Annotated in this window: 1 protein-coding gene; it reads right to left on the minus strand. The window is 73.6% G+C overall.

The window, feature by feature from the left end; genetic code table 11:
• On the minus strand, window positions 1-5773 hold a 5773-nt coding region (locus AB0389_RS37535), incomplete at both ends, for a type I polyketide synthase (protein ID WP_366400079.1).

Raw genomic sequence — 5773 nt, forward strand, 5'->3', positions numbered from 1 at the left:
ACGACTCCACCAACAACCGAGCCCCCATCCCCACCCACTGAGCCCCCTGCCCAGGAAACACCCACACCGACCTACCCTCGACATCAGCGACACCCCTCGCCACCACCGCCGACGGTCCTTCGTCCGCCACCGCGCGCAGACCGTCCAGCGGATCCGTGTCCGGCGCACCGACGACAACGGCCCGGTGCTCGAAGAGCGCACGGGACGTGACCAGCGAGAACCCCACATCGCCCGGCGACACATCCACACCACCCGCCGCCGCACGAGCCACCAACCGGCCCGCCTGCTCCCGCACCGCGGCACCACTCCGACCCGACACCACCCACGGCACCACAGGCATCTCGGGCACCACCGGAACATCACCCTCAGCGTCACCGTCACCGGCGCCGTCAACAGACGCCTGCTCCAGCACCACATGCGCGTTCGTACCACTGATACCGAACGACGACACCGCCGCCCGACGCACCCGACCCGTCTCCGGCCACCCCTCCACCCCCGACACCAACCGCACCGCACCCGAAGACCAATCGACATGCGACGACGGCGCCTGCGCGTGCAGTGTCGGCGGCAGCTCGCCCGCACGCAACGCCATCACCATCTTGATCACACTGGCGACCCCGGCGGCGGACTGGGTGTGCCCGATGTTGGACTTCACGGATCCCAGAAGCAACGCCCGCGCCGGGTCGCGGTCCTGCCCGTACGTGGCGAGCAGCGCCTGCGCCTCGATCGGGTCGCCGAGCGGGGTGCCGGTGCCGTGCGCCTCAAGGACGTCGATGTCCGACGGGGCGAGGCGCGCGTTGGCGAGGGCCTGGCGGATGACGCGCTGCTGGGAGGGGCCGTTGGGGGCGGTGAGGCCGTTGGACGCGCCGTCCTGGTTGATGGCGGATCCGCGGATCACCGCCAGCACGGGATGGCCGTTGCGCCGCGCGTCCGAGAGCCGTTCCACGAGCAGCACACCGACGCCCTCGGCGAGGGTCATCCCGTCCGCGTCGTCGGAGAACGCCTTGCAGCGGCCGTCCCGTGCGAGGGCCCGCTGCCGGCTGAAGGCGACGAAGGGGTTGGGCGTGGTCATGACGGTGGCGCCGCCCGCGACGGCGAGGGTGGACTCACCGTTGCGCAGGGACTGGCAGGCGAGGTGCAGTGCGACGAGCGAGGAGGAGCAGGCCGTGTCGACGGTGACGGCGGGCCCTTCCAGTCCGAAGACGTACGCGAGCCGCCCGGACAGCACACTGGGGCTGCTCCCGGTGACCATGTGGCCCTCTGTGCCCTCACCCGCGCCGTGCCCGTACTCCTGGTAGCTGGAGCCGATGAAGGTGCCGGTGAGGGTGGACCGCAGGGCGGCGGGGTCGATGCCGGCGCGTTCGAAGGTCTCCCAGGTGGTCTCCAGCAGCAGCCGCTGCTGCGGGTCCATCACCAGTGCCTCGCGGGGCGAGATCCCGAAGAAGACCGGGTCGAACTCGTCGGCCTCGTGCAGGAATCCGCCGCGCGTGGAGTACGTGGTGCCGGGCCGGTCGGGGTCGGGGTCGTACAGCCCCTCGGTGTCCCAGCCCCGGTTGACGGGGAACTCTGTGACGGCGTCCGTACCCGACCTGACGAGATCCCAGAGCTGTTCGGGCGAGTCGGCGCCGCCGGGAAAGCGGCAGCTCATCGCGATGATGGCGAGAGGTTCTTCGGAGGCCGTGCCGGTGGCGACCGGGCCCGGCGCCTGCGGTGCCGACCCCACGATCCTGGCGCGCAGATAGCCGGCCAGCACGAACGGGGTCGGGTAGTCGAAGACCATCGTGGTCGGCAGTGTGAGGCCGGTGGCGGTGGCGAGACGCTTGCGCAGCTCTACGGCGGTCAGCGAGTCGAAGCCGATGTCGCGGAACGCGCGGGCCTCCGGAACGGCTTCGGCGGAGGGGTGGCCGAGGACCGCCGCGGCCTCGTCGCGTACGAGGTCGGTGAGCAGACGCGCCCGCTCCGACTCGCCGAGATCCCGTACGCGGGCCACGAACTCCGAGGCCTCGCCGTGCTGTTGCCGGCCGTCCCGCACGGCGGCGGCGGCGAGTGCGCGTACTTCGGGCAGGCCGGAGAGCAGGGCGCTGGGGCGGGCGGAGGTGAAGAGGGGTGCGTAGCGGTCCCAGTCGACGTCGGCCAGGGTGACGGTCGCCTCGCGCCGGACGATCGCGCGGCGCAGTTCGGTGAGGGCCGGGCCGGGCGCCAGGAAGCCGAGGCCCTGGCTCCTGAGGGTGGCGGAGACGGTGGTGTCGGCGGCGGCCATGCCGGCGTCCGCCCAGGGTCCCCAGGCCACGCAGGTGGCGGTGAGTCCCCGGGCGTGCCGGTGCTCGGCGAGGGCGTCGAGGTAGGCGTTGGCGGCGCCGTAGGCGCCCTGGCCGCCGCTGCCCCACACGCCCGCGATGGAGCCGAACAGGACGAACAGGTCGAGTGCGCGATCGCCGAGCAGCGCGTCGAGGTGGGCGGCTCCGGCCAGTTTCGCGGCGGTCAGCGCGGCGAAGTCGGCGAGCTCGGTCTCCGCCAGCGGCCCGTAGTGGCCGATTCCCGCGGTGTGGACGACACCGGTGAGCGGTGTGTCGGCCGGGATGCCTTCCAGGACGGCGGCCAGCGCGTCGCGGTCGGCGACATCGCACGCGACGAGGGTGACGCCGACGCCCAACCCCTCAAGTTCCGCGCGGAGTTCGGTGGCACCCGGGGCATCGGGGCCGCGCCTGCTGGTGAGGACGAGGTGCTCGGCCCCTGAGCGGGCGAGCCAGCGGGCGGTCTCGGCACCGAGTCCGCCGGTGCCGCCGGTGATGAGTACGGTGCCGCGGGCGGTGAACTCCCCGGCGGCGGGCAGTTCCCGTACCGGGTGGCGGACGAGCCTGCGGCCCAGGACCCCGGCGGGGCGCAGGGCCACCTGGTCCTCCCCGTCGGGCGTGTCCTTGGTGGCGAGGATCCCGGCGAGCCGCTGTGCGGCGCGCCGGTCGAGCGTCTCGGGCAGGTCGATCAAACCGCCCCATTGCTGGGGCAGTTCGAGCGCCACCGCTCGGCCGAGCCCCCACGCGGCGGCCTGGAGGGGGTGCGTGACCGGGTCGGTGGGCCCGGTCGAGACGGCGCCCCGGGTGGCGGTCCACAGCCGTCCCCGCGGCCCGGCGCCACCGCCGGTGTCATCGCCCGTGTCATCACAGGTCCCGTGGAGGGCCTGCACCAGGGCGACGGTCAGGGCGAGCCCTTCGGTGAGCGGTGCGTACCTCTCGCTCGGACGCTCGTCCAGCGGCAGTACGGAGAGCACGTGCGCGGCGCGGTCGTCCCCCTCGACCTCCGCGAGCTTCGCGGCGAGCACGGCTCGGTCGGCGCAGGAGGCGTCGAGGACGAGCCGGCGTACGCGTGCGCCGTGGGCGCCGAGCGCGCCCGCCAGAGCGTCCAGTGTGCCGGGTTCGGCCGCGGCGGTCGCGGCGCCGGCGACCAGCAGCCAGGTGCCGTCGAGCACCGGCGCGGCCGGCCCGCGCGGTGCGGTCCACTCGACGCGGTAGCGCCAGGTGTCCAGCAGGGTCTTCTCGCGGGTGCCGCGCCGCCAGGTGGTGAGCGCGGGCAGCAGGGAGCCGACGGTGCCGTGTTCCCGCGCGCCGAGGCCGAGGAGGGTGGCCAGTTCGCCCGCGTCGCCGCGCTCCACTGCGGCCCACAGCCGCTGGTCCGCCGGTTCGACGGCCGGGCCGGCCGGACTGGAAGGTGAGTGGGGCGCGGTGGTGAGCTGCGGCCAGTAGTACGTGTGCTGGAAGGCGTAGGTCGGCAGATCGATCCGGCGCGCGCCGCTGCCGGCGAAGTGTGCCGGCCAGTCGATCCGTACCCCGTGGGTGTGGAGCCGGGCCAGCGCCGTGGTCAGGGCGAGCGTCTCGGGGCGGTCCGCGCGGACGAGCGGCACGAGGGGCGCGTCGCTGGTGTCGCCCAGGGTGTCCTGGGCCATCGCGCAGAGCGTGCCGTCGGGGCCGACCTCCAGGAAGACGGTGGCGCCGAGGTCGCGCAGGGTGCGGACGCGGTCGGCGAACCGGACGGTGGCGCGCACATGCTCGACCCAGTACTCCGGTGTGCACACCTCGTCGGCGGTGACCGGGGTGCCGGCCGGGCCGGAGACCAGGGGAATCGTCGGCGCTTCGAAGGTCAGCCCCTCGGCGACCGCGCGGAACGCGTCGAGCATCCCGGCCATCCGGGGCGAGTGGAAGGCGTGGCTCACCCGGAGCCGCTTGGTCTTGCGCCCCGACTCGGCCAGTTCGGCGGCGACTTCGAGTACGGCGTCCTCGTCGCCGGAGACGATGACCGACTCCGGTCCGTTGACGGCCGCGATCGACACGCGCTCGGCGCGCCCCGCCACGGCGGCCAGCACCGCGGTCACCTCGTCCTCGGTGGCACGTACCGCGACCATCGCGCCACCGCCAGGAAGCGCCTCCATCAGCCTCGCGCGCGCCGCGACCAGCACACACGCGTCCGCCAGCGACAGCACACGCGCGACATGGGCCGCCGCCAGCTCACCGACCGAGTGCCCGGCGACGAAGTCCGGCCTGACGCCCCAGGACCGTACGAGCCGGTACAGGGCCACCTCGAACGCGAACAGCGCGGGCTGGGTCCGGCCGGTCCCGTCCAGCGCCGCGGCCTCGGCCGTGCCCTCGGCAGCGAACAGCACGTCACGCAGTGACGGCCCGGACGTGGCCATATGGGGAGCCAGTTCGTCGAGGACCGCGTCGAGGGCCGCCGCGAACACCGGGTAGGCGGCGTACAGTTCGCGTCCCATGCCGGGGCGCTGACTGCCCTGGCCGGTGAAGAGCATGGCGACCCTGGCGCGCCCCACCGCCTCGCCCTCGATCACCCCGGCGTCGGGGCGGTCGGTGGCGAGCGCGGTGAGGGACCGCAGCAGCGTGGCACGGTCCCCGGCCGGTACGGCGGCGCGCCGGTCGAAGCCCGAGCGGGTGGTGGCGAGCGAGAACGCCCCGTCCAGCAGGTCGAGTTCGGGGTGCGCCTGGACGTGCGCCAGCAGCCGGGCCGCCTGGCCGCGCAGGGCATCGCGGGTCCGGCCGGAGACCAGCCAGTGGTGGGGACCTGCGGTGTGGCGGGGGGCGCCGGGCTCCAACGTCTCGGTGGGCTCGGGCTGTTCGATGATGGTGTGGACGTTGGTGCCGCTGATACCGAAGGACGAGATCCCGGCGCGGCGGGGCCGGTCGGTGCGGGGCCAGGGCGCCTCTTGGGCAAGCAGTTCGACGGCGCCTTCGGACCAGTCGACGTGGGAGGACGGCGTGTCCACGTGCAGGGTGCGGGGTACGGTCCCGTGCCGCATCGCCATGACCATCTTGATCACACCGGCCACCCCGGCGGCAGCCTGGGTGTGCCCGATGTTCGACTTCACCGACCCGAGCAGCAGAGGCCGCTCGGGATCGCGGTCCTGCCCATACGCGGCCAGCAGCGCCTGCGCCTCGATCGGGTCGCCAAGCGTCGTCCCCGTACCGTGCGCCTCCACCACATCGACATCGGCGGCGGTGAGTCCGGCACCACTCAGCGCCTGCCGGATCACGCGCTGCTGCGACGGACCGTTCGGCGCCGTCAGCCCATTGGACGCACCGTCCTGATTGACCGCACTGCCACGCACGACGGCGAGGATCTCGTGACCGTTACGCAGGGCGTCCGACCTGCGCTCCAGCACCAGCATGCCCACACCCTCGGACCAGCCCACACCGTCGGCCGCGTCCGCGAACGCCTTGCACCGACCGTCCGGCGACAGACCCCGCTGACGCGCGAAGTCCACAAACAC

The sequence above is a fragment of the Streptomyces sp. NPDC093109 genome, from assembly GCF_040701725.1.
Taxonomy (GTDB): Bacteria; Actinomycetota; Actinomycetes; order Streptomycetales; family Streptomycetaceae; genus Streptomyces.